General features: G+C 53.2%; 26 protein-coding genes and 1 tRNA gene. 26 read left to right on the top strand and 1 reads right to left on the bottom strand.

Translation table 11 applies throughout. The features are described from left to right. The first annotated feature begins 136 nt into the window (after positions 1–136). From rpsA to D7Z26_RS03530, 13 genes are all read left to right on the top strand, one after another. Complete coding sequence (rpsA, locus tag D7Z26_RS03590) at positions 137–1372, top strand: 30S ribosomal protein S1 (protein ID WP_120974692.1); 1236 nt, start codon at positions 137–139, stop codon at positions 1370–1372. 117 nt (positions 1373–1489) lie between these two features. Then, a complete protein-coding gene (locus D7Z26_RS03585) occupies positions 1490–2122 on the top strand; it encodes a hypothetical protein (protein WP_147423824.1) in 633 nt (210 codons plus the stop codon). After that, positions 2122–3039, top strand: coding sequence for a YIEGIA family protein (locus D7Z26_RS03580; RefSeq protein ID WP_233566637.1), 918 nt, complete (start codon positions 2122–2124; stop codon positions 3037–3039). Before D7Z26_RS03585 ends, D7Z26_RS03580 begins: the two co-directional genes overlap by 1 nt. Next, on the top strand, positions 3032–3223 hold the full coding sequence (locus D7Z26_RS03575; RefSeq protein ID WP_120974690.1) for a capping complex subunit for YIEGIA: 192 nt from the start codon (positions 3032–3034) through the stop codon (positions 3221–3223). The genes D7Z26_RS03580 and D7Z26_RS03575 overlap by 8 nt, the downstream gene beginning before the upstream one ends. 111 nt (positions 3224–3334) lie before the next feature. Continuing rightward, entirely contained in the window at positions 3335–4657 is a 1323-nt protein-coding gene (der, locus tag D7Z26_RS03570) for a ribosome biogenesis GTPase Der (RefSeq protein WP_120974689.1), read from the top strand. 11 nt (positions 4658–4668) lie between these two features. Next, positions 4669–5286: a glycerol-3-phosphate 1-O-acyltransferase PlsY gene (plsY, locus tag D7Z26_RS03565; RefSeq protein ID WP_120974688.1), complete on the top strand. Its 618-nt coding sequence runs from the start codon at positions 4669–4671 to the stop codon at positions 5284–5286. Further along, entirely contained in the window at positions 5276–6322 is a 1047-nt protein-coding gene (locus tag D7Z26_RS03560) for an NAD(P)H-dependent glycerol-3-phosphate dehydrogenase (protein WP_120974687.1), read from the top strand. The genes plsY and D7Z26_RS03560 overlap by 11 nt, the downstream gene beginning before the upstream one ends. Before the next feature lie 81 nt (positions 6323–6403). Further along, the gene (locus D7Z26_RS03555; protein WP_120974686.1) at positions 6404–6676 is read left to right on the top strand and encodes a stage VI sporulation protein F; all 273 of its coding nucleotides are present in this window, start codon (positions 6404–6406) and stop codon (positions 6674–6676) included. 162 nt (positions 6677–6838) lie between these two features. Then, positions 6839–7057 (top strand): DUF2768 family protein, encoded by a 219-nt coding sequence (locus D7Z26_RS03550; protein ID WP_233566593.1) that lies wholly within the window; start codon positions 6839–6841, stop codon positions 7055–7057. 27 nt (positions 7058–7084) lie between these two features. Next, positions 7085–7378, top strand: a complete 294-nt coding sequence (locus tag D7Z26_RS03545) for a 2Fe-2S iron-sulfur cluster-binding protein (RefSeq protein ID WP_120974685.1) — start codon at positions 7085–7087, stop codon at positions 7376–7378. 36 nt (positions 7379–7414) lie between these two features. Beyond that, entirely contained in the window at positions 7415–8014 is a 600-nt protein-coding gene (locus tag D7Z26_RS03540; RefSeq protein ID WP_120974684.1) for a nucleotidyltransferase domain-containing protein, read from the top strand. Then, positions 8007–8372, top strand: a complete 366-nt coding sequence (locus tag D7Z26_RS03535; protein ID WP_120974683.1) for a 2Fe-2S iron-sulfur cluster-binding protein — start codon at positions 8007–8009, stop codon at positions 8370–8372. The genes D7Z26_RS03540 and D7Z26_RS03535 overlap by 8 nt, the downstream gene beginning before the upstream one ends. A 21-nt stretch (positions 8373–8393) precedes the next feature. Continuing rightward, positions 8394–9131 carry a hypothetical protein gene (locus tag D7Z26_RS03530; protein ID WP_120974682.1) on the top strand — a complete coding sequence of 246 codons (738 nt, stop codon included), beginning with the start codon at positions 8394–8396 and terminating at the stop codon, positions 9129–9131. Between the two features lie 88 nt (positions 9132–9219). Here D7Z26_RS03530 and D7Z26_RS03525 read toward each other — a convergent pair whose 3' ends face one another. Beyond that, positions 9220–9948 (bottom strand): fibronectin type III domain-containing protein, encoded by a 729-nt coding sequence (locus D7Z26_RS03525; protein ID WP_158602177.1) that lies wholly within the window; start codon positions 9946–9948, stop codon positions 9220–9222. Between the two features lie 299 nt (positions 9949–10247). Here D7Z26_RS03525 and spoIVA point away from each other — a divergent pair, with 299 nt between their 5' ends. The 13 genes from spoIVA (at position 10248) to D7Z26_RS03460 (ending at position 21518) form a co-directional block, all read left to right on the top strand. Continuing rightward, complete coding sequence (gene spoIVA / locus D7Z26_RS03520) at positions 10248–11726, top strand: stage IV sporulation protein A (RefSeq protein ID WP_120974680.1); 1479 nt, start codon at positions 10248–10250, stop codon at positions 11724–11726. Between the two features lie 303 nt (positions 11727–12029). Continuing rightward, a complete protein-coding gene (locus D7Z26_RS03515) occupies positions 12030–13166 on the top strand; it encodes a sugar ABC transporter substrate-binding protein (RefSeq protein ID WP_120974679.1) in 1137 nt (378 codons plus the stop codon). A gap of 121 nt (positions 13167–13287) precedes the next feature. Then, the gene (locus D7Z26_RS03510) at positions 13288–14811 is read left to right on the top strand and encodes a sugar ABC transporter ATP-binding protein (protein ID WP_233566590.1); all 1524 of its coding nucleotides are present in this window, start codon (positions 13288–13290) and stop codon (positions 14809–14811) included. Then, a complete protein-coding gene (locus tag D7Z26_RS03505) occupies positions 14808–15794 on the top strand; it encodes an ABC transporter permease (protein WP_120974678.1) in 987 nt (328 codons plus the stop codon). The genes D7Z26_RS03510 and D7Z26_RS03505 overlap by 4 nt, the downstream gene beginning before the upstream one ends. A gap of 149 nt (positions 15795–15943) precedes the next feature. Beyond that, positions 15944–16216 carry an HU family DNA-binding protein gene (locus D7Z26_RS03500; RefSeq protein ID WP_120974677.1) on the top strand — a complete coding sequence of 91 codons (273 nt, stop codon included), beginning with the start codon at positions 15944–15946 and terminating at the stop codon, positions 16214–16216. 150 nt (positions 16217–16366) lie between these two features. Next, positions 16367–16443: transfer RNA gene (locus D7Z26_RS03495), tRNA-Pro, on the top strand. Between the two features lie 123 nt (positions 16444–16566). Further along, positions 16567–16788, top strand: a complete 222-nt coding sequence (gene mtrB, locus D7Z26_RS03490; RefSeq protein WP_120974676.1) for a trp RNA-binding attenuation protein MtrB — start codon at positions 16567–16569, stop codon at positions 16786–16788. Between the two features lie 87 nt (positions 16789–16875). Further along, complete coding sequence (locus tag D7Z26_RS03485) at positions 16876–17412, top strand: hypothetical protein (RefSeq protein ID WP_120974675.1); 537 nt, start codon at positions 16876–16878, stop codon at positions 17410–17412. Positions 17413–17517: 105 nt separating this feature from the next. Next, a complete protein-coding gene (locus D7Z26_RS03480; protein ID WP_120974674.1) occupies positions 17518–18405 on the top strand; it encodes a heptaprenyl diphosphate synthase component 1 in 888 nt (295 codons plus the stop codon). A gap of 9 nt (positions 18406–18414) precedes the next feature. Beyond that, the gene (locus tag D7Z26_RS03475) at positions 18415–19134 is read left to right on the top strand and encodes a demethylmenaquinone methyltransferase (protein ID WP_120975011.1); all 720 of its coding nucleotides are present in this window, start codon (positions 18415–18417) and stop codon (positions 19132–19134) included. After that, the gene (locus D7Z26_RS03470; protein ID WP_120974673.1) at positions 19131–20006 is read left to right on the top strand and encodes a UbiA-like polyprenyltransferase; all 876 of its coding nucleotides are present in this window, start codon (positions 19131–19133) and stop codon (positions 20004–20006) included. The genes D7Z26_RS03475 and D7Z26_RS03470 overlap by 4 nt, the downstream gene beginning before the upstream one ends. Next, positions 20000–20650, top strand: a complete 651-nt coding sequence (locus D7Z26_RS03465) for a UbiX family flavin prenyltransferase (RefSeq protein ID WP_120974672.1) — start codon at positions 20000–20002, stop codon at positions 20648–20650. The genes D7Z26_RS03470 and D7Z26_RS03465 overlap by 7 nt, the downstream gene beginning before the upstream one ends. After that, positions 20637–21518, top strand: coding sequence for a menaquinone biosynthetic enzyme MqnA/MqnD family protein (locus D7Z26_RS03460; protein WP_120974671.1), 882 nt, complete (start codon positions 20637–20639; stop codon positions 21516–21518). The genes D7Z26_RS03465 and D7Z26_RS03460 overlap by 14 nt, the downstream gene beginning before the upstream one ends. Positions 21519–21522: the final 4 nt, after the last annotated feature.

Here is a 21522-nt window from a genome sequence, read left to right as displayed (position 1 = left end):
AGCGAAATCTCTCATACTAAAGGCATTATTTGGACGCTTATCGCGTTCGGTACTCATGATTTCGGGTAAAAGAGATTTAAGCGCCGCTAGAAGCGGGTTTAAATAAAGTTGGGGTAGAACTGAGGAGGTAATTTTCATGTCTGAAGAAATCAACGTCCAGGAAACGGCTGCCGCCGAACCGGCAACGGAAACGGTCAGCCAGGATGCACTGGAAAATCTCGTGACCTTGAAAAAAGGCGATACCGTGAAAGGTACGGTAGTCAAAATCGAGGATAACCAAGCGTACGTTAGCCTTGGATATAAATACGACGGTGTCATCCCGTTGCGCGAGCTTTCGTCCGTTAACCTGGAGAATGCCGCCGAGGCCGTGCAAATCGGTCAAGAAGTCGAAGCGAAAATCGTAAGCATCAACGATGCGAAGGAATCCCTCGTCTTGTCCAAACGTCAAATCGACAGCCCGCGCGCTTGGGATGAACTTCAAGCGAAGTTCGATAACGGCGAAGCGTTCGAAGTGACGATTACCGACGTCGTTAAAGGCGGATTGGTTGCAGACGTAGGCGTTCGCGGATTTATCCCGGCTTCTATGGTAGAGCGTCATTTCGTCGAAGATTTCGCCGGCTACAAAGGCCGCACGTTAAAAGTAAAGGTGAAAGAAATCGACCGCGAGAACAACAAGGTCATTTTGTCCGCCAAAGACGTGTTGGATGCCGAATACGAAACTCAAAAACAACAAATCATGGCAAACTTGCAACCCGGTCAAGTGCTGGAAGGCAAAGTTCAACGCCTTACTCCATTCGGAGCGTTCGTGGATATCGGCGGAATCGACGGTCTCGTTCACGTATCCGAGATCGCATGGTCGCATGTCGCTCATCCTGCCGATGTCGTATCCGAAGGCCAAAGCGTGAACGTTAAAGTTCTGAAGGTAGATCCTTCGCTCGGTAAAATTTCGCTAAGCATCAAAGCGGCTCAACCGGGTCCTTGGGATTCCGCTACAGGACAATTTAACGTCGGCGATATCGTAACCGGCGTCGTGAAACGTCTTGTGAGCTTCGGCGCATTCGTCGAAATCGCTCCGGGCGTAGAAGGTCTCGTGCATATTTCTCAGATCGCTCACCGTCACGTGGCGACTCCTTTCGAAGTGCTGAAAGAAGGCCAAGAAGTTCAAGCGAAAGTATTGGACTTCAACGCTGCAGAGAAGCGCGTATCCTTGTCCATCAAGGAAACGGAAGAAGCGCCAGCTCGTCCGGAACGCGAGCACCGCGAACCGCGCTCTCCGCGTGCACCGCGCGAAGAGGCGAACCTTCCTCCGGTTGAAAACATGAGCTTTAACCTTGGAGAGAGATTCGGCGACAAGCTGAGCAAATTCAAGTAAGTTGTTATATGCGTAATCCGAACCCGCCATTTTGGCGGGTTTTTTCTTTTGCGCCATTGAGGCATGGTTATCGTTCTTTCAGGCGCATACTACGTTCATGGAGGTGGACGGATGGGAATGTCGCCGGCATTTGGGGCCGCGTTTTTATGGCTTCTGACTACGATATTGTGGTGGAGCGGATGGCGCGAGGAATCGAAGGAGCGGCTTCCTCATTGGGCCGTGGGCGTATTTTTGGCTGTTTGGCCGATGGCGCTGCTCATTAACGTAAAATTAACGCTGGCATTAACCTTTAACGGTGCATGGCTTTGGACGCTTGTAGCCATTGTCGTGCTCGCGGTCATAACTCCTTCCGTACGGCGTTGGATGGCCATGTCCTCTGGCGTGCTGCTTGGCGCAGTGTACGTATTGATAAGCCGATTGGCGTACTATCCCTCCGGATTCTCTCATGCTTACGCTTCTTGGTTAACGGCGATGATCGTGGGGGCATTAGCCGCAGTATTGCTTCGCGGCGTGTCGGAGCAAGTACTGGCGATTTCAGCCGCATTCTATTTAAGCGACGGCATCACGGCATTCGTGCATTCGTCCATGGCGTCCGAGGCGATTCCGATCTCCCGGGCGATGGATTGGATGGAGGCTTGGTGGGTGGCGTTATTGAGCGCGAGATTGGGTACGATATCCGTTAAAGCTACGATGGAGCTCGCAAGAAGATGGGCACCAAGATGGGGCGGCAGAGGAGGACAACGTTGGTGATCTCGCATTGGCTCGTTACCCACAAAGATATGACAAGCGTAGTCCTCGGGACGGCGTTCGGAATGGCGACGCGGATAATTATGCTGCGTAGCGATTATCGGCAATACCCGGCCTATCCGCATGGCAAAATCATTCATCTAGCTCTGGGCTTGATCGCCGGAGCGTTAGGAGCGGTTGCTGTTCCGTCGTTGTACAATAAAAATTATACGGCGATCACCTTCCTCGCGCTGGCGGCTCAGCAGTTCCGCGAAGTTCGTAATATGGAACGCGGCACGTTAACGGCGATCGACCATCTGGAGCTCGTGCCCAAAGGCGCGGCTTATATCGAGGGAATCGCGGTCGTGTTCGAGGGGCGCAATTATTTGGCGATCTTGGCGGCATTTTTGTCGAGCTTATGCGCTCTCGTATTTAATTGGTGGTCCGGCTTGATTGCGGGAGCGGTAACTTTGTTCGTCGTTCTTCGCTTCATGAAAGGCAAGTCGATTACGCACGTCGCAACCGTTGAGAGAGCGACGGTGAAGTTTGACGGTCCGAATCTGTACGTTGGCGACGTGTACATGATGAACGTGGGATTGGATGAGAATCGCACGATTATCGAAGAGGAGGGCATGGGCTTCATTCTGACTCCCAAAAACGACGATTCCAAAGTTACGATCGCCAACTTGGGTCAGCGTCAGGCTATTCTGCACGACGTCTCTACGAGGTTGGGCGTCTATCGGGACGACGGAGATCCGGCGCTGCTCCCGATCGCCAAGCTTGGCTTGCGGACGGGAAAGCTTGGCCTGCTCGTATTACCCCGGGAGAAGGACGATGATAAAGCTTACCAAGCGGTCTGCAGCGTGCCTTTATTAGAGGCGGCCGTCCGAATGCCGACCGAAGCGAATCGCAAAAGCACGGAGGGGAAGCCGGTTGGCTAAAATCGTTGGCATTATCACGACGGATAAGGAAAGCGTGGGCGGAGGAGCCCCGATGTTTTTTGCGAAGGACCGGGAAGACTTGCAGAAAATATCCCACCTGGTGGAGAAGGTATTGGACTGCGCGGCGCACGAAGTACATCCGGACTTATTCATCATCGTGGATCATCATAGTGAATCCCAATAAGAATCGTTAGCCAATCCCGACGATTTTTGTTATGATGAAGATTGTGGGTGTTTTTAACATCTGCCGTCCCGAGGACGGCAAAGTTGTGGTACAAGTTGAGGAGTGGAAAATATGGCAAGACCCGTAATCGCCATCGTCGGGAGGCCGAACGTAGGCAAATCGACGATATTCAACCGGTTTATCGGCGACCGGCTCGCGATCGTAGAAGATAAACCCGGTATTACTCGCGACCGAATCTACGGCACCGGCGAGTGGAATGGAAGATTTTTTAGCGTAATTGACACCGGAGGCATCGAGATCGATGGGGAAGACAGCTTGCTTCGTTCCGTGCGCGCGCAGGCGGAGCTCGCCATCGAAGAAGCCGACGTCATCATATTCATGGTGGATGCCAAAGCCGGCGTAACGAACGCCGACGAAGAAGTGGCGCAGATGTTGTTCAGATCCAAGAAGCCGATCGTGCTCGGAGTGAACAAGGTCGACAATCTGCAGCGTATGGACGATATTTACGAATTTTACGCGCTAGGTTTCGGCGATCCCGTGCCTTTATCGGGCGCACACGGGATGGGTATCGGGGATTTGCTCGACGCCGCCGTGTCCAAGCTTCCCGTCAAGGAAGATCAGGAGTACAACGATGACGTGATTAAGGTTGCGTTGATCGGACGTCCTAACGTAGGCAAATCATCTCTCGTGAACGCTATTCTGGGCGAAGAGCGCGTAATCGTAAGCAGCATCGCGGGAACAACTCGCGACGCGATCGATACGCCGTTCGAGAAGGACGGCCAGAAGTACGTGCTGATCGATACCGCCGGAATGCGCAAGCGTGGCAAAGTATACGAGACGACCGAGAAGTACAGCGTCATGAGGTCGATGCAGGCGATCGAGCGCGCGGATGTCGTTCTCGTCGTCATCAACGGCGAAGAGGGCATCATCGAGCAGGATAAGCATATCGCTGGATACGCGCACGAGAACGGCAAAGCGGCGATTTTCGTCGTCAACAAATGGGATGCCGTGGAGAAAAGCGACAAGACGATGCAGCATTTCACGAACACGATCCGGGATCATTTCCTGTTCATGACTTACGCTCCGGTCGTATATTTGTCGGCTTTAACGAAGCATCGGTTAAACAAGCTTCTACCCGTCGTGAACCATGTCGCCGAACAGCATGCTTTACGCGTTCCTACGAACGTCTTGAACGATATTATTTCGGATGCGATCGCGATCAATCCTCCTCCGACCGACAAAGGACGCAGGTTGCGGATCAATTACGTGACGCAGGTAGCGGTCAAACCGCCAACGTTGCTTATTTTCGTGAACGACCCCGAGCTGATGCACTTTTCTTATGAGCGGTACTTGGAGAACAAAATCCGCGCGGCCTTCACGTTCGAGGGTACCCCGTTGCGGTTGTTCACCCGTAAGAAATCCGATCAAGAATAGGGGAGACCGGCGTGTTCATGGAGATAATCGCGATCGTCGTCAGTTATTTGCTGGGTTCTATTTCGTTCAGTATTTTATTTGCCCGTTGGCTCCGCAAGATCGACATCAGAGATCACGGGAGCGGCAACGCGGGCGCGACGAATACGTTGCGCGTTCTCGGTAAAGGTCCTGCAATCTGCGTGTTCTTGCTCGATATTGCCAAAGGATCCGCCGGGGTTCTGATCGGGATGTGGCTGGGAGACGGCAATGCTTGGATTCCGGTCGCTTGCGGACTCGCGGCAATCGGAGGCCATAATTGGCCGATCTATTTCCGTTTCAAAGGCGGCAAAGGAATCGCGACCACGGTCGGCGCGTTGATCATATGGGCGTTCTTGCCTACGTTGATTGCGGGAATCGTCGCGATTCTCGTCATCGCCGTTACGAGGTATGTGTCCCTGGGTTCGATGATTTTGGGGGTATTGCTTCCGATCTTGTTCTATCTATTCCATTTGGATTCCGCTTACGTATGGGGAGCGGTAGTCGTAGCGATACTTGCGATCGTGCGTCACCGCAAAAACATCGTGAAGCTTGCCAACGGTACGGAAAACAAGCTTGGCGGCAGCAAAAAAGGTGAACCTCATGGCGCATAAGATCGCCGTGCTCGTTGCGGGCAGCTGGGGTACCGCGCTATCGCGCGTACTTGCGGATAACGGTCACGAAGTGAAGCTATGGACAAGAAACCCGGAGCAAGCGGAGCGGATTAACTCGGAGCATCTTAACGAGAAGTTTCTGCCCGGCGCGTTGTTGCCGGAAGGAATTACGGCGACTACGAGTATGGAAGAAGCCGTATCCGACGCGGTTGCGGTGTTGTTCGTGGCTCCTTCGTCGGCGATGAGGGAAGTCGCGCGTCAGGCGGCTCCCCATCTGCATAAGGATGCCTTGGTCATTCACGCGACCAAAGGCTTCGAGAGCGAGAGTCTGAAGCGGATGTCGACGGTGCTTTCCGAAGAGTTAGGTCGGCCTGAAAACAGGATCGTCGTCTTGTCCGGACCGAGTCACGCGGAAGAAGTCGTCAATCGGCTGCCGACGACGATCGTCGTCGCTTCGCAGGAAATCTCATGCGCCGAATCCGCCCAGGATCTTTTCATGAACGAAGCGTATTTCCGCGTATACACGAATCCGGATTTGATCGGAGTCGAGACTTCCGGGGCAATCAAGAACATTATTGCGCTGGGCGCCGGTTTGTCCGACGGCCTTGGCTTCGGAGACAATGCCAAGGCGGCGCTTATTACGCGAGGCTTGGCGGAGATTTCCCGGCTTGGAGCGGCGATGGGAGCGAATCCGTTGACCTTCGCCGGGCTAGCCGGCGTCGGCGATCTGATCGTCACCTGCACGAGCCGGCATAGTCGCAACTGGCGGGCGGGTTCCATGCTGTCGCAAGGATTGCCTCTGGCCGAAGTGCTGGAACGAATGGGCATGGTTGTCGAAGGCGTGCGAACTACGAAGGCCGCGTACGTGCTTGCCGATAGATACAAAGTAGAGATGCCGATCACCAATCAGCTCCATTCCGTGCTTTTCGAAGGGAAATCGCCCGAACAAGCGGTTGGCGCATTGATGGGACGCGTACGTACGCACGAGATCGAAGAAATCGCTTCCGCATCGCGCAACAAATGGTTGAACGGTTAAGACGGTTTTCGGGAAACTAGCCCACACGCTTCGCCCCTCCTCCTCATAGGATGCAGTGCATATACCCGGAGGAGGGAAAGCATGGACAAATTTCCGAAAGATATGCTCGGCGCCGTGAATAAAAAAGCGGGTAAAAACATCTCCGAAAATTCGATCAAGAAAATAGCGAGCGGTGTTACGCCGAGCACGTTGCAAAGCGAAACGCAAATCCGCCAACTGATCAAACAGGTTTCCTCGATGGCTAACATTCCCGTATCCGAAGAAACGGTGAAGGAGATCGTCAACGCCGTTAAGAAAAGCGGCTTGAACATGAACAATCTCGAGTCGCTCATGAAGATGATGATCAAGAAGTAATCCCAAAGCCGTTCCCCTCGGATGCAGTCCGGCAGGAGGAACGGCTTTTCTATTCCGTTATCGACGAACCGTAATCCCGCGCGCTACGAACTTTGTGCTCTCTTAGAGGTAATGGTATAATAAAAAGCATTTGACGCAGTCATGCGACGGGGGAAGACATTTATGTTCACCATGCTACAAACTTTTACGGCAGTCGCCCAGCTCGATCCGATGAACAAGATGTGGGTTTCGTTTATCGGCATGGGATTAATGATCTTAGCCGCGGCCGTAGTATTATTCGCTCGAAGCAAGACGAAGGGTTGGATTCGGATCATCCTCGTGGTGGTCGCGGTCGTTCTCTTAATCTACGGATGTTTGTGCGAATTAATTGCTCTTACATAATTTTTTGTCGATTCGGGGGGACTAGACTTGCTTACGTTAACCGGACGAACCCTTACGAGAACCGTCGAACCGGAAGTAGGACAAAGCCTGCTCGAGCTTGCCCAGGGGGCGTCCGTCGATTGGCAATTCAATTGCTCTAAGGGTACTTGCGCGAGGTGCAGGTGCATTATCACCGAAGGTATGGAGCTGTTATCCGAATTTAGCGACGCCGAATGGGACCGGCTTGGCCCGGACGAGCTTGAGGCGGGATACCGTTTAGGGTGCCAGGCTATCGTCGAGAAAGCCGGCGAGATTCATGCGAAGAACAAGACCTATTTTTGATAGGAACGAAAGAACGAAGAATGGAAGTGGTTCCTCATGAGCGGAGATGTTCCGGAATCGGCGATTTCGCGTGTCGCGGAATTGCTGGAGGGCTGCGATGCAAGTTGGGTTGTCGGGGGCAGCACGGGACTGGCGCTTCGAGGTGCGAAGCTCGAACGAGCGCCTCGCGATATCGATATTTACGCGGATCAAAAGGATATTCGGCTCATTCACGATAGGCTGCGGGCATTTACGATCGACGGCCCCAAGTCAGACCGGACGGAGCGGTATGATTCCATTCTATCGCATTATCAGATCGAGGATGCATCGATCGAAGTCGTCGGCGATTTTCGCGTAACGGCTCTCGATTCGGTCTATCAAACGGAAGTCGCGGATTTCTTATTTCCGAACAGAGATCGGGCTCAAGTTAATGGACGCGATATCCCGATCGTTCCTCTCGGTCATGAGCTCATCTTTAACTTGCTCAGAGAACGCAAGGACCGCGCCCTGATCGCGGGAGGTCTGATCATAGAACGGACGGAGCGGCACTTGCCGTTGCTGAATGATCTGCTTCGCAAAAACCGGATTTCCGCCGCCGTGGCGGCAGAAGCGATAGCTATAGCCACCCAAGCGACGGGGAGGGGCGGACATGAGTAATTACGCCCAGCATAAAGTGACTTTCCTGCCGGATGGCCGAAGCGTCTCCGTACGTACGGGAACGACTTTGCTTGATGCTTCGCGCCGAGCGGGCGTTAGCATTCGCACCCGTTGCGGAGGGGTGGCGGGCTGTCTCATGTGCAAAGTATGCGTCTCCGATGACCAGGCCGCGTCGCTTCACCCGCCGACGACCGCGGAATCTTATAAACTCGGCGCTAGTCTGCTCGATGAAGGCACGCGTTTGTCTTGCCAGTCCAGAATTAAGGGCGATGTAACGGTAACCGTGCCGGAAGATCCTTTAAAAGCGGCAATTCGCAAGAAGCTCGCCGAACAACAGGAAGACGATTGGTGGAAATGAGGCCAAACAGGAGGATATGGAATGAAGGTTCGTTTTCTTTCCCGAGCGGTTGCATTAAGTTTTATGTGCATCGTTATGCTTACGTTATCGGGCTGTTTATATCCAAGCGACCAAACGCCGGGCAACGACGTGTCGGCTAGGCAGGCGGTCCTTACCGTACAAGACGCGATCGACCGTTACCAAGCGCAAACGGGGCTATTGCCGATTCAGAATGCTTCGGAGTCGATTCCGTTGTACGAGAAATATAAAATAGACTTCGGCAAGCTGAAGAGAATGGGCTTTATCGGACAAGTTCCGTCCGCAGCCTTCGAAAACGGAGGCTCCTATCAGTTTCTAATTATCGACGAGGAAACGAAACCTCAGGTCAAATTGCTGGACTTGGCGATCTATCAAACCGTCGGGGGAGTGCAGAAGAAGGTTGACGAATACCGCGTAGCCCACGGAGATCGTAATCCGGCGGGAGACGAGCTCTATCCCGGTTTTCCTTCGGTCGATTTCTCCAAGCTAGGCATCTCGTCTCCCGATGTGATGAGCATGTATTCGCATCAAGCGTTGAATCTGATGCTGGACTCCCAAGGACGGGTTCTCGTCGATTACGGGATCGATATCGCCACGGCCGTCAACAAATCGAACGCCCAGCCCAAGGCTGACGAAGATATGCGACGCGTATTGATCGAGCAATCTTATTACGTTCCCGTCCGTTCCCCCGTCTATCATTGGGTGGACGGCGAACCGCGGGCCGTCGCCGCGAATTCTTAATTCGAGGCTCTGCAATAAAAGCCGCTCTCCAGATCGTTCGACAAGAACGTTCCGGAGCGCGGCTTTTTTGATAGGCGATGATTCGGAGTTACTTTTTCTTGACCGGTGCTTTCGGCATTGCCGTTACGTTGGAGGTAAGGGCGACCGTATCTCCGTTTTTCTCGGCGGATAGGTTGAAGTGGTAGAGCGTTCCGTTTTTTAGCTTCGTGAAAGTGTATGTAAAAGTCGCTTTCGTTAGGGAAGAAGCTTTAATCGTGATCGGCTTTTCCCAGATCGGATTGCCTTTTGCGTCTTTTTTGGACCAATATTGAATTTGATAGGAGGTAGGAGCAACTCCGGTTAACTTATTGAACGTGATCGAGAGGGTGCCGTCTCCCGCCTTCGACGTTACGCCCGTAATGGGAAGTTTCGCAACCGGAGTTCCGTTTGCGCTGCCTTGGGCGACGATATCTCCGTCTTCCGAATAAGCCGTTACTTGTATTCGATACGCCGTCTTATTCGTAAGGTTATTGAACGCGTAGGAGACGGTCGCGGATTTAATCGAACTCGCGGTTAAGCTGACGGGTGCCGATAGCTTGGAGCCGGAGGTTTCCTGAATCGAGAACTCGAAGGAAGACGCGTCTACGTTGTCCGAGAATGCTTTAGGGAAACTGACGGTTAAGCGTTTGTCGTCGGCCGCTATTTTTAAGGCCAGGGTTACGACTTGAAAATCGGAATACACTTGATTCGTAACGGATTGGGCTTGAGCAGGGGAGGAAAAAGCCAGTAATAAGCAGCCGATCAAAATTACGGATATGAACTTCTGTCTTTGAAGCATCGGAATCATCCTTTCGTTATGGGTACTCCCAAAATATACTATCATCCTATCTTTTCGGCAATCGCGTACCGAACACAAAATATTTTCCAAGCTGACATACGGTTCTTCCTTCTATCATATGCTCATGGGGGAAACAACAGGGGCGCGGCGGAGTTATGCCGACAGGGCAAACATTTTGTGCGGGCGGCGTCATAATCGGGACATTCGCACATACAATGTTACTAGTCCAAGTTCGTGTACGAGTTCCGCCCTGAAGGCGGGTCACGAAAGTTTCGCGATTACGATGGGAGGGAATCTCAGTGGAAAAAGTGGACATTTTCAAGGATATCGCCGAACGCACCGGCGGCGACATCTACCTCGGGGTCGTGGGTGCCGTCCGCACGGGCAAATCGACCTTTATCAAACGGTTTATGGAAACCGTTGTTTTACCTAATATTGCGCACGAAGCGGATCGGGTCCGCGCGATCGACGAACTCCCGCAGAGCGCGGCAGGACGCACGATCATGACGACGGAACCGAAATTCGTGCCGAACAACGCGGTACAGCTCAAAGTCGCCGAAGGCTTGGAAGTCAACGTGCGTTTGGTTGATTGCGTTGGCTACACCGTGGAAGGCGCGAAGGGCTTCGAGGACGAAGGCGGACCGCGCATGATTACTACGCCTTGGTTCGAGGACCCGATTCCGTTCCAAGAAGCGGCCGAGATCGGTACGCGTAAAGTCATCCAAGAGCACTCGACGCTCGGAGTCGTCGTGACGACGGATGGATCGATCGCGGAAATTCCTCGCAGCTCCTATATCGACGCGGAAGAAAGAGTCATTAACGAGTTGAAGGAAGTCGGCAAGCCGTTCGTATTGATTGTCAACTCCTCGCGGCCGAAGAGCGAAGAAGCGCAGTCGCTTCGCAACGAGCTCGCCGCGAAATACGATATCCCGGTCATGGCCGTAAGCGCCGCCACGATGGGGGAAGAGGAAGTCATGGGCGTGCTTCGCGAGGTACTCTACGAGTTCCCCGTTCACGAAGTCAACGTCAACCTTCCGAGCTGGGTTATGGTACTTAACGAGAATCATTGGCTTCGAACTAGCTTCGAGAATTCCGTTCGCGACACGGTCAAAGACATCCGTCGCCTGCGGGACGTCGAGCGGGTCGTCGCGCAATTCATGGAATACGATTTCGTCGCCCGTGCCGGTCTCAGCGGCATGAACATGGGCCAAGGCGTCGCGGAAATCGACCTTTACGCGCCCGACGAGCTCTACGACAAAATTTTGATGGAAGTCGTGGGTACCGAAATTCGCGGCAAAGATCACTTGCTTCAGCTCATGCAGGAGTTCTCGCACGCGAAACGCGAATACGATCGGTTCGCCGAAGCGCTGGAAATGGTCAAAACGACCGGATACGGCATCGCCGCTCCTTCGCTTGCGGAAATGGTGCTCGACGAGCCGGAGTTGATCCGTCAAGGCTCTCGTTTCGGCGTTAGGCTGAAAGCGACGGCGCCTTCGATTCACATGATCCGGGTCGACGTCGAATCGGAATTCGCGCCGATAATCGGAACGGAGAAGCAAAGCGAGGAGCTCGTGCGCTACTTGATGCAAGACTTCGAGAAGGATCCGATCAAGATCTGGGAGTCCGACATCTTCGGAAGGTCGCTCCATTCGATCGTGCGCGAGGGCATCCAAGGCAAAATCGCGATGATGCCGGACAATGCGCGTTACAAGCTGCAGGAAACGCTCGGACGCATCATTAACGAAGGTTCGGGCGGATTAATCGCCATTATCCTGTAATACGATAAGCGAAGCCTGGGGACGGCACATGAGCCGTCCCCAGGCTTTTTTCGCGTTGAAATGGCGTCTCCGAACCACAATAGGAAATGTAAGCATTTACGCATGCGTCTATTGTCGGAATTTATCGAAAACCTTATTGTCAACAATGGACAAATGCCCTAATATGAGGGGTGGAAAAAGCCTGGAGCCTTATTGCTACAGTAAAAGATAATAATTTAATAAAAACCGATTGACATACTCGGAATAGCGGTTTATAGTAATTCTATCCTAACTTGGGTGATAGAATGGGGAGGCATACAGAGAATGAAACAACGTAATTTCAAAGGAACATTGCTCGCATTAACGCTTGTGCTCGTATTGGTGCTCGCGGCTTGCGGCAACAAAGAAAAAAACAATGCATCGAGTTCCGCGCCGGCATCCGATACTCCATCGGCATCGGCTTCCGCGTCTTCGGACGGTTCATCGTCCGTAGAATCGCTTAAAGGCAAGAAAATCGCGCTCGTCATGCGTTTCAACACGGGTACTTTCTCGGCGCAATACGTAGACGGAGTAAAGAAACAAGTCGCGAAATACGGCGGAGAAGTAACGGTGCTTGCATCCGATAACGATCTATCCAAAATGGCGGCTAACTTGGATTCCGCGGTGAATCAGAAGTTCGACGGGATTCTGGTCGATCACGGTGACTTGGCCGCGCTTACGAACGGCTTGAACAACGCCAAAGCGGCAGGTATCCCGATCGTAGCGTTCGATTCCGGGTTGAACTCGATCGAAGGAATCACGAACCTTGCGCAGAACGACCAACAGCTGGCCGAGTTCACGCTCGAGAAGCTGGCCGAGGAAGCGGGCGGCAAAGGCAATATCGTTAAAGTGTGGGTTGCCGGATTCCCTCCGATGGAAAGCCGTCAAATCTCTTACAAAGCCTTCATCGAGAAGTACCCGGAAATTAAAGAAATCGCCGCTTTCGGCGACGCAAGCAATCCGCAGTTGGATACGCAGAACAAATTGGAAGCCGTACTGAAACAGCACCCGAAAAAAGGCGATATCACGGCGGTTTGGGCCGCTTGGGACGAGTTCGCCAAAGGCGCGGCCAATGCGATCAAACAAGCCGGACGCGACGAAATCAAAGTATACGGCATCGATCTTAGCGACGAGGATCTGAAAATGATTCAAGATCCGACAAGCCCGTGGGTTGCTTCGGCGGCCGTTGACCCGACTTCCATCGGAACCGTGCAAGTGCGTTTCCTTTACCAGAAGTTCAATGGCGACGCTACGCCTCCTGAAGTTCAATTGGAGCCCGTATTCGTCCACCGCGACGCTTTGCCGAAAGACAAAGTGATTACGACCGCCGATCTTTCCCAGTACGTACCGGGATGGGGAAGCAGCGATCTAGGCAACACGGAATATCTGAAAGAACTGGAAACGTCCGTAGGCGCGAAATAAGAGATAGATAGACTGGAAAGCCTAAGGCTCGGTACGGCACGGCGCGGATATTAACCGCGCCGTTTCCTGCTGTCCTAGCCGCGTTTACGATATTCACGACTTGGGAAGGGGCGACGCTGCCATGTTGGGCAATCAGCCGGTTTCGGAATTGAACATGAGCAAGATCTCCAAATCGTTCGCCGGTGTTCCTGCTTTGAAGGGCGTCGATTTTAACGTTCGAGGCGGTGAAATTCATGCTTTGCTAGGGGCGAACGGCGCAGGTAAAAGCACGCTAATGAAAATCCTGTCGGGTGCTTACGAAACGGACGAAGGGAACATCGAAGCGGGAGGCGTCTCGCATGCGTTCCGTTCCCCTTCCGACTCCAAGGCTGCCGGCATCCATTGCGTCTATCAGGAAGTGGATACGTCTCTTGTCGCCCATCTAACCGTCTCGGAGAACATCTTCCTCGACAACCTCGCTTCTCCGAAGGGGAAAGCGTGGTTAAGCTGGGGAAAGCTGCACGACGAAGCAAGCGCGGTTCTCGAAAGATTAGGGCTGCATATCTCTCCGAGAACATTGGTACGAGATTTGACGTTGTCCGAGAAGCAGCTCGTGCTCATTGCTAGATTGTCGGCGCAGAAGGCGAAGTTCGTCATTCTCGACGAACCGACGGCGCCCCTGAGCCTAGAGGAAACGGAAAAGCTGTTCGGAATCATGCAAGGATTGAAATCGGATGGCATCGGGGTTATCTTTATCTCTCACCGGCTTCCGGAAGTGCTCCGGATCAGCGACAGGATCACGGTCATGCGGGACGGAGAGCGCGTGCTCACCGTAAGGAAGGAAGAGATCGATTCCCAAGGCATCGTCAAGGCTATGCTCGGCCGAAGCTTCGAGGAGGAGTTCCCGAAGCTGCAGGCAGACATAGGTAAGCCTGTGTTGACGGTAGCGCGTCTAGAAGCCGGCAAACGGGTGCGCGGAGTAGATCTAGAAGTAAGGCAGGGCGAGATCGTCGCGGTCGTAGGGCTCGTAGGGGCAGGCAAGACGGAGCTGTCGCGCGCGTTGTTCGGAGCGGATCCCATAGATCGGGGTACGGTAGCCGTAAACGGCAAATCGGCGAAGCTCGCAAGTCCGGCGGAAGCCGTTCGCGCGGGAATTGCATTGGTTCCCGAAGAGCGGCGGAAGGAAGGGATTTTCGTGAGAGAATCCGTTCTTCATAATTTGAGCGTACCGGTGCTGCGGGCGATCAGTCGTCTGGGTATTCTATCGGGCAAACGCGAGCGCGAACTGGCGAATAGACAGATCTCGGATCTCGGAATCAAAACCTCGTCGGCGACCCAACAAACCGCTTTCTTAAGCGGGGGCAACCAACAGAAGGTCGCGATAGGCAAGTGGCTTGAAACGGATGCGGACGTGTTCGTGTTCGACGAGCCTACCAAAGGGGTTGACGTCGGCGCCAAGAGAGATATTTTCCGCATTATCGGCACGCTAGCGCAGCAAGGCAAAGGAATATTGTATTTAACCTGCGAATTCGACGAAGCGCTAGGATTGGCGGATCGAATTCTCGTCATGTGCGACGGCTCGATCGTAAAATCATTCAACCGCGGAGAAGCTACGCATGAAGACTTGCTGAAGTTCGCCAGCGCGGTCCGGGAGGAATTGGCTTGAGAAAACATTTGCTGCCGTTCTCGTTCAAATACGGAGCGCTGCTGTTCATCGGTTTGGTTATTTTGTTCTTTTCCCTGTATAACCAGTATTTCTTTACTTATAGCAACTTGACCGACATCCTGCGTTCCATTTCCATCGTGACATTCGTGGCGATAGGCGTGACGATTTCTTTGTTGGTAGACGGATTCGATCTGTCCGTTAGCGCTACCGTATCTCTGTCGACCGTTATTACGGCTTCGCTCATGGTATGGTACGAGATGCCGCTTGTCGTCGTCTTGATCGTGCCGATCGCGGTCGGGGCGCTTATCGGACTGATCAATTCGTTGTTGATCGTCAAGATCCGAATACCCGATTTGCTCGCGACGTTATCCGTCATGTATCTCGTGAACGGGATTCACAAAAATTACACCGCGGGATACTCCGTTTACAGCCATATGCCGATGCCCGACGGTTCCACGGCTCCGGGAGAGATGAGCAAAGCATTCCTATGGATCGGTCAGGGAAAATTGCTCGGCATTCCGTTTCCCGTCGTGCTTATGGTCGTTGCGGTTGCCGCCGTTCATGTTTTCTTCAAGTACACGAGATGGGGCAGGCAAATGATCATGACGGGCGGCAACGAAGAGGCTGCTCGCCTGTCGGGCGTGAAGGTCAAGAAGATCCGCATGTACGCTTACGTCGCTTCGGGCATATTCGCTTCGATCGGCGGCATTCTGTTCGCTTCCAGGATCGGTTCGGGACAGATCGACGCGGGCGCTCCGATGCTCATGGAGTCGGTTGCCGCCGTATTCGTCGGCTATTCCGTTTTCGCGGCGGGTCGTCCCAACATCATCGGGACGTTCTTCGGCGCGATTCTGATGGGCGTGCTCGTTAACGGACTAACGATGATGAACGTCAAATATTATCAAACCGATATCGTGAAAGGGCTCGTGCTCATCGTCGCGCTTGCCGTCACGTTCATCCATCTGAATCGCAGGAAAGCTTGAACCCGTCCTGCCGGGCACCCCGATTAACGGCCGAATATCGGCCGGAAATCGCGCCCTGCTTGAAACTTCGAGCGTTCGGAGTGTATAATTTCTGTGGAAACGGTTAAACAGATAACATGCCCACGAACCGCATGGGGAGGTGAATGCAAATGAACAAAACCGAATTGATCGCCAAAGTGGCCGAACTGGCCGACTTGTCCAAGAAAGACGCAACGCAAGCGGTGGATGCCGTATTCGATGTAATCTCCGAAGCACTGCAAAACGGAGATAAAGTACAACTCGTTGGATTTGGCAACTTCGAGGTGCGCGAGCGCTCCGCCCGTAAGGGTCGCAATCCGCAAACCGGCGTGGAAATCGAGATTCCGGCCGGGAAAATCCCCGCATTCAAGCCGGGTAAAGCACTTAAAGACGGAATCAAATAGGATTAGAGTTACATAGGCCGTTCTCCGGGATCCGCGAAGCGGACATCGGAGGGCGGTCTTTCCATTTCCTTCGTAGTCCGAGACTTGAAGGTTAAGGAACATATTGCCTCCGGTGAACGCTCCGTGCTATAATCACTCTCGTAAAATAATCGGGACGTGGCGCAGCCCGGTAGCGCGCACCCTTGGGGTGGGTGAGGTCGAGAGTTCGAATCTCTCCGTTCCGACCATGACATGAACGTCGACTGCTTTCTCGCAAGCTTGTTGCGGGGGAGCAGTTTTTGTTTGACAGCGCTCTAGCTTTTCCTTCATGATGGGGCTATGGACTGAGGCTAAGAAGGAGGTCTACGAATATGGAAACGAACCAACAGGATTTCGTCGTGATCAAAGCCAAGGACGGCGGCGTGCAAGTGATCGGACTAACGCGGGGACAGGATACGAAGTTCCATCATACGGAGAAGCTCGATAAAGGCGAAGTGCTTATCGTTCAATTCACCGACCATACGTCCGCGATGAAAATAAGAGGCAAAGCGACGATCATGACGAAATACGGGACGATAGAGACGGATACTTAACGGGAACGCGAGGGCGCAGGCATAGCCTGCCCTTTTTGTTTGTACAATGGGTAAGGAAGAAGATTTCCACGGAAAGGGGAATTCTCCGTGCCCGTAATCCCGTACAAACAATGGAGCCTATTGCTGATTGCCGGATTAGTCGTCGTGTTGTCGTTGAGCCGGTTGCCTTCCGTCGAACGAGGGTTTCAAGAACGCCGCCAAGCGGTTGCCGTATTCCAGCCGAATACGAGCAATTGGTTGACGGACGATAATTTGGTCGACGCGCTCTCCAAGCTGTCGCTAACCGATCGTCTCGTTAAAGTGGGATGGGATCATGCCATTCTAACGGTAGATTTGCTCGGCGACGCTCCGATCGACGCGTGGGCCGATATGGGCAAGCTTCTCGCGTTCGCTTATGCAGAGGAGCGTAACGTGAAGCAACTTCTTATCCGCGTGTACGTGGACCGAAGCGGGGGTAATCGTTCGCTGATGCTGGCCGCGGAGACGCGCAAGAGCGACTGGAGCGAAGAGGAATTGGCGGATCCTTTGCTGACTACCCGCTTGGCGGATATCGAGCAAGCTTCCAAAATTCGACTCTCGGTTACTCCGTTAGGTAAGCACTGGCTCGCAAATTTTGCAAATTGATGAACAAAGTCCTTGTCTTATGCGAGCTTAACTAGGATATGTTATAATATATGAAATCAAAATCGATGCATAAGGTGCCTGGCAGCATGTTCGGAGGCGGTAGGAATGAATAGAGCACGGATGACTCAGATGACCGGAAAGTATATGAACCATGACATGATCAGCCTGCATACGGATTTGCCGGAATTACCGGAGGGCAGGATTTCTTTGCTATACGCCGTGCTAGGCCAACAACCGGATGCGGCCCCGCAAAAAGAGTTGCTTACGCTAGTTACTTCGCTCGTACAGATGGGTTTGGATACCCATGATATGGTCGAGAACGCTCCGCAAGGGGCAAGCGCGGCCAAAAGCGGCCTGCTAGCCATGCGGGCCCAGCAACTGAAAGTGCTCGCGGGCGATTATTTCAGCAGCCGGTTTTACCATTTGCTCTCGCAAGCCGGTCAGATCGATACGGTTCGCCGACTAAGCGAAGCCATATGCGACATTAACCGATTGAAAGTTAGCTTGTATGGCAAAATGACACAAATGAAATTAAACGCAGAGGAATATCTTCACTTCGGCGCAGAGCTTAAGTCTGGGCTTTTCCTGGCGTTTACGGGATTTATGAGCGGGTTATACGAACGCGCATGGCCTGAGCTCGTGGAACGCTTCAGCCGTTGCGAAGTGCTCCTGCAAGAAATGCGCAAGGTCGAGAAAATGTCGTCCTTGGACGAGAGCTGGGGAATGTGGCACATTCTTCAGGAAGGTACGGAGGAAGATCGCCGCATGCTTTTCGAACGTCGCGACGATCCTAATCTTATTAAGACGCTTATGCACAAATACGACATCGCGGAGAAGCTGGGCAGCCTGCTTCGCCAATCGACGGGACAACTGCAAGTATTGCTTCAACGGCTCCAATCCGATAAGCTGCTGCGCGAGTTGCAGCCGTTAATCGAACCGTTCCTGCAAGCGGCGGGACAGCAACGGGCGACCGCATTGAAGGAGCTGGGATAACAGATCATGATGGACGCGGATTCCAAACAGAAGCACGTACATGCGGTGTTCGAAAGCATCGCACCCAAGTACGATATAATGAACGATATTCTGAGCTTCAGGCGCCATAAAGCTTGGCGGCGGTTTACGATGAGGAAAATGGACCTGAAACCGGGTCAGACTTCGCTAGACTTATGCTGCGGTACCTGCGATTGGACGATAACGCTTGCCAAGGAAAGCCGAACGGGTCAAACCGTCGGTCTCGATTTCAGCCGCAACATGCTGGACGTCGGACAAGCCAAGGTAGACAAGCTGAAGCTCGGAGAACAGATTACGCTCGTACAAGGCAACGCCATGGAGCTTCCTTTTCCGGATAATTCCTTTGACTTCGTCACGATCGGCTTCGGTTTGAGGAACGTGCCGGATATCGTCAAGACGTTAAAGGAAATGAAGCGGGTAGTGAAGCCGGGCGGCAAGATCGTATGTTTGGAGCTCTCCAAACCGACATGGCAACCGTTCAAAAGTATTTATTATTTTTACTTCGAGAAGCTGCTTCCGCTCATGGGCAAATGGTTTGTCAAACGGTACGAACAATACCGCTGGCTGCCGGAGTCGCTTGCGACGTTCCCGGATTTGCAAGCGCTGGCCGAGCTATTCCGCAGCGTCGGAATGCGCAACGTCAAGGCATATCCGCTGACCGGAGGGGTCGCGGCGCTGCATATCGGCACAAAGGGGAATGAAGGATCATGATAGGCAAAATACGCGTTTTTCTGGAAATGATTAAATTCGAACATACGCTGTTCGCGCTGCCGTTCGCTTTCGTAGGAGCGATTCTGGGCGCCGTAACGGTGGAGAAAAGGCTTCCGGAATGGAGCGAATGCGGCTGGATTTTGCTCGCGATGATCGGGGCCAGAACGGCGGCAATGGGACTCAACCGGGTCATCGACAAAAGAATCGACGCGCGCAACCCGAGAACGGCTACTCGAGCCATACCGGCGGGATTGTTGAAATCGGCCGAAGTCATCGCCTTTATAATCGTCTCGTTGGTCTTATTGTTCTGGGCAGCGGCCCAATTGAATAGTTTAGCGGTTAAGCTACTGCCTTTGGCCGTTTTTTTCCTAGTCATTTATTCTTATACGAAGCGTTTCACTTGGGCTTGCCATATCGTGCTCGGATTAACGATCGGACTTGCCCCTCTCGGCGGCTGGGTAGCCGTGACCGGCGGAGTAACTTGGACGGCAATCATCCTTTACATCACTTGTGCGTTATGGACGGCCGGATTCGATATTATCTATGCCTGCCAGGACGTCGAATTCGACCGCAAGGAAGGGTTGCACTCGATTCCTTCCCGATTCGGAATTTCCCGGGGGCTTAGCATCGCGCGAGCGTTTCATGCGCTAACGGCCGCGGGTTTCGCGTTATTGCTGGTGTTAACGGACTTGAGTTGGTGGTATTTCGCCGGCATGATCGTGGCGGCGGCGTTGCTGCTCTACGAACACCGTTTGGTCAAACCGAATGATTTAAGCAAGGTGAACGCGGCCTTCTTCACGATGAACGGCATTTTAAGCGCCGTTATTTTCTTCTTCACTTTCATTGATCTGGTGGTGGTGAGGTCGTGGTAACGAAGACGGACGCGGCGAAGGAGCAACTCTCCGCCTCCGCGAGATGGGTCGTCGGAATTACGGGCGCTAGCGGAGCGATCTATGGCGTTACGCTATGTCGGCAATTGCTCGCCGCCGGTTACCACGTGCATCTCGTCGTTACGGACGCGGGATGGCGAGTGTTGAAGGAAGAGCTCGGTTGGGATGCTTCGAGACGGCTCGACTGTCTGAACGAACAATTCGAATACGCGCCCGAAGAGAAGCGGATGACCTATCATCCGCTTAACGATATTGGGGCGAGCATCGCGAGCGGATCGTTCCGTTGCGAGGGGATGACGATCGTGCCTTGTTCGATGGGCACGCTGTCCGCGATCGCCGCCGGCGCCTCTACGAACCTGCTGACACGCGCGGCGGACGTCATGCTGAAGGAAGGCAGGCCGCTCTTGATCGTGCCGAGAGAGACGCCGCTGCACGCGATCCATTTGGAGAACATGCTTAAGCTTGCCAGGCTCGGCGTGCGGATCATTCCCGCAATGCCGGCATTTTACAACGGACCGCAAAGCATCGAAGATATCGTGAATTTCCTTGTCGGCAAAGTGATGGACAGTATGGGGATCGACAATCATATTTACAAAAGATGGGGACAGCCCGATGGAAACGAATAACAACAACGCCCGGCCGATTAAGCTCGGCCGCATTTCTTATACGAATTCTTGGCCCGTATTCCACCACTTCGATCCGAACGCGCTTCCTTACGAAACGGAGCTTCACTCCGACTTGCCCGCGAAGCTTAACCGCAAGCTCAGGGCGGGCGAGATCGATATGGCGGCAATCTCGTCTTACGCTTACGGGATCTCTTCCGATTCGTATTACGTGCTGCCTAACTTATCGGTCAGCTCGTTCGGCCGCGTTCAATCGATATTGCTATTCCTGAAATCCCCTCTCGAGAAAGTTATCCATGGGAAAATCGCGTTAACGACCGCGTCCGCTACGTCCGTTAACTTGCTGAAGATCATCATGGAGAAATTTTACGGCGGCAAACCGACTTACGAGGATGCGGAGCCTTCGCTCGAACACATGCTCGAGAACGCCGATGCCGCGCTCTTGATCGGGGATCATGCCATCCGCGCCTCTTGGACGGACCATGGTTATCGCGTGCTCGATCTGGGCGAAGTATGGAACTTGTGGACCGGGCACTGGATGACTTTCGCGTTATGGGCCGTCCGCAAAGAAACGGCTCATCGTTATCCGGAAGCCGTCCAAAGCATCTATGAAGGTTTGATTGCAAGCAAAAGCATGTCCTATCGCGACATGCGACCGATCATCGACAAAGCGATGAGCCAAATCGGCGGAACCGCGGATTATTGGGAAACGTATTTCCGCCATCTATGCCATGATTTCGGTCCGGAGCAACAAGCCGGATTGCGCCTTTATTTTCAATACGCAAGGGAGCTTGGACTTATGGACGGAGAAATTTCCCTTCAAGAGTTTCCGGGACTACCCGTGGCGGATACCTTACCGAACCGCAGGTGAACTC

It is taken from the genome of Cohnella endophytica, assembly GCF_003628305.1.
GTDB lineage: Bacteria > Bacillota > Bacilli > Paenibacillales > Paenibacillaceae > Cohnella > Cohnella endophytica.
Note: the sequence above shows the minus strand (reverse complement) of the source record. Positions and strands in the feature narration are given on the sequence as shown.